Consider the following 2,186-nt stretch of genomic DNA (forward strand, 5'->3'; position numbering starts at 1 on the left):
GGCGGCCCGCGCCGTCGAGAGCCCGACCGGCCCGGTGAACGGCTTCGTGGCGACCCGCTCGGCCACCGCCACCAAGACCAACACCCCGCTGATCGAGACGCCGCAATCGATCACGGTGGTCGGCCGCGAGCAGATCGACGTCCAGAAGGCCCAGACCCTGACCCAGGCGACGCAGTACGCGGCCGGCATCTACTCGGGCACCTTCGGCGCCGACTCGCGCCTCGACTTCTTCACCCTGCGCGGCTTCGTGGCGAGCGATTACGGCCTCTACCGCGACGGCCTGCAGCAGCTGAACTACGGCTTCGCCTATTTCCGCACCGAGACCTTCGGCCTGGAGCGCATCGAGGTGCTGCGCGGCCCCGCCGCCGTTCTGTTCGGCGCCGGCACCCCGGGCGGCCTCGTCAATCAGGTCAGCAAGCGGCCCCCGCTCGACCCGCTGCGCTACGTCGAGGTCGGCGGCGGCGCCTTCGGGCAGGGCGGCTTCGGCTACGCCGCCTTCGACCTCGGCGGACCGTCCGACGCCGACGGGCACTGGTTCTATCGCCTGACCGGCTTCGGCCGCACCGGCGGCAACCAGGTCGAGGGCGCGCCGGAGGATCGCGTCTACATCGCGCCGGCCTTCACCTATAAGCCGGACGGGGCGACGAAGATCACCTTCCTGTCGAGCTTCCAGCACGACAACGCCGCGGTGACGGCGAACTTCCTGCCCTATTCCGGCACGGTCCGCCCGAACGCCTCGGGCCTGCGCATCCCGCGCTCGCTCAACGTCGGCGATATCGGCCTCAACACCTTCAGCCGCAATCAGGCGCTCGTGGGCTACGAGTTCGAGCACGCCTTCGACGAGACTTGGACCTTCCGGCAGAACCTGCGCTACTCGTTCCTCGAGAGCTTCCAGAACTCGTATGTCGGCCAGCTCGGCTACAGCGACGCGGCCGAGACCCGGCTCGCCCGCTACCAGTTCCGTGACAGCGCCCGGGCGAACCTGTTCCAGGTCGACAACCAGGCCGAGGCGCGCTTCTTCGACGGGTTCTTCCGGCACGACCTGCTGCTCGGGCTCGACTACAAGAACTACCGCCTGAGCGACAACCAGGCCTCGACCTTCCCGGGACCGGACATCAGCATCCTGGCACCCGTCTACGGCCTGCGGGTCGCCGCACCGCTCCCCTACCTGATCAACGGGAACTCGTTCGAGCAGCTCGGCCTCTACGCGCAGGACCAGATCAAGCTCACCGACCGCTTGAGCCTCGTGCTCGGCCTGCGCCAGGATTTCGCCGACAACCGCATCGGCAACAAGCTCAACCCCTCGGCCAGCGGCGGGCGCAGCGACAACGCGCTCACCTACCGCACGGCGCTGATCTACAATTTCGATTTCGGGCTCGCACCCTACATGAGCTACTCGACCTCGTTCCAGCCGCAGATCGGCACCGCCCTGAGCGGCGCGGGCTTCCGCCCCGAGACCGGCGACCAGATCGAGGGCGGCGTGAAGTTCGAGCCGCCGGGGCAGGGCTACTTCCTGACGCTCGCGGGCTTCGACATCAACCGGCAGGGCACGCTGGTGCCCGATCCCGCCAACGTCTTCTTCCAGCTCCAGTCCGGCGCGCAGCGCTCCACCGGCTTCGAGGCGCAGCTCAACGTCAGCCTCGCCGAGGGGCTCAACGCGGTCGCGTCCTTCACCACCTACGACCTCGTCACCACGAAGGACGCGGATCCGGCCCGCGTCGGCCGCACGCCGGTCAACATCCCCGAGACCTTCGCCTCGGCCTTCTTCGACTACACGATCCCCGTGGGCGCGTGGCGCGGCTTCGGCTTCGGCGGCGGCGTGCGCTACGTCGGCAGCTCGTTCGCCGACGTGCCCAACACGCTCCGGGTCTCGGACTTCGTGCTGTTCGACGCGCAGGTGCACTACAACTTCGAGAACTGGCGCATCGCGGTGAACGCCACGAACCTCGCCGACCGGCGCTACGTCTCGTCCTGCCAGTCGGCCCTGTCCTGCTTCTACGGCGACGCCCGCCGCGTCACCGCGAGCCTGAGCTACAAGTGGTGAGGGCCTGAGCCTCAGGTCCCGGGATCCCCAAGGGCCAAGGCCCTTGGGCGGGGTCCGGGGCGCGCAGCCCCGGGATTGGCTCCTGCGACCCGGCAAGGCCGGGTCGCAGGAGCCAAATGCAGGGCTCTGCCCTGCATTTGGC

1 protein-coding gene is annotated in these 2,186 nt (G+C 68.9%); it reads left to right on the forward strand.

What is annotated here, in order from left to right; genetic code table 11:
* Positions 1-2,044: TonB-dependent siderophore receptor (locus AX737_RS18120; protein WP_066923874.1), on the forward strand; the 2,044-nt coding region annotated here is incomplete at its 5' end.
* Between the last annotated feature and the right edge of the window lie 142 nt (positions 2,045-2,186).

The organism is Methylobacterium sp. CCH5-D2 (genome assembly GCF_001556475.1).
In the GTDB taxonomy this organism is placed as follows: Bacteria; Pseudomonadota; Alphaproteobacteria; order Rhizobiales; family Beijerinckiaceae; genus Methylobacterium; species Methylobacterium hispanicum.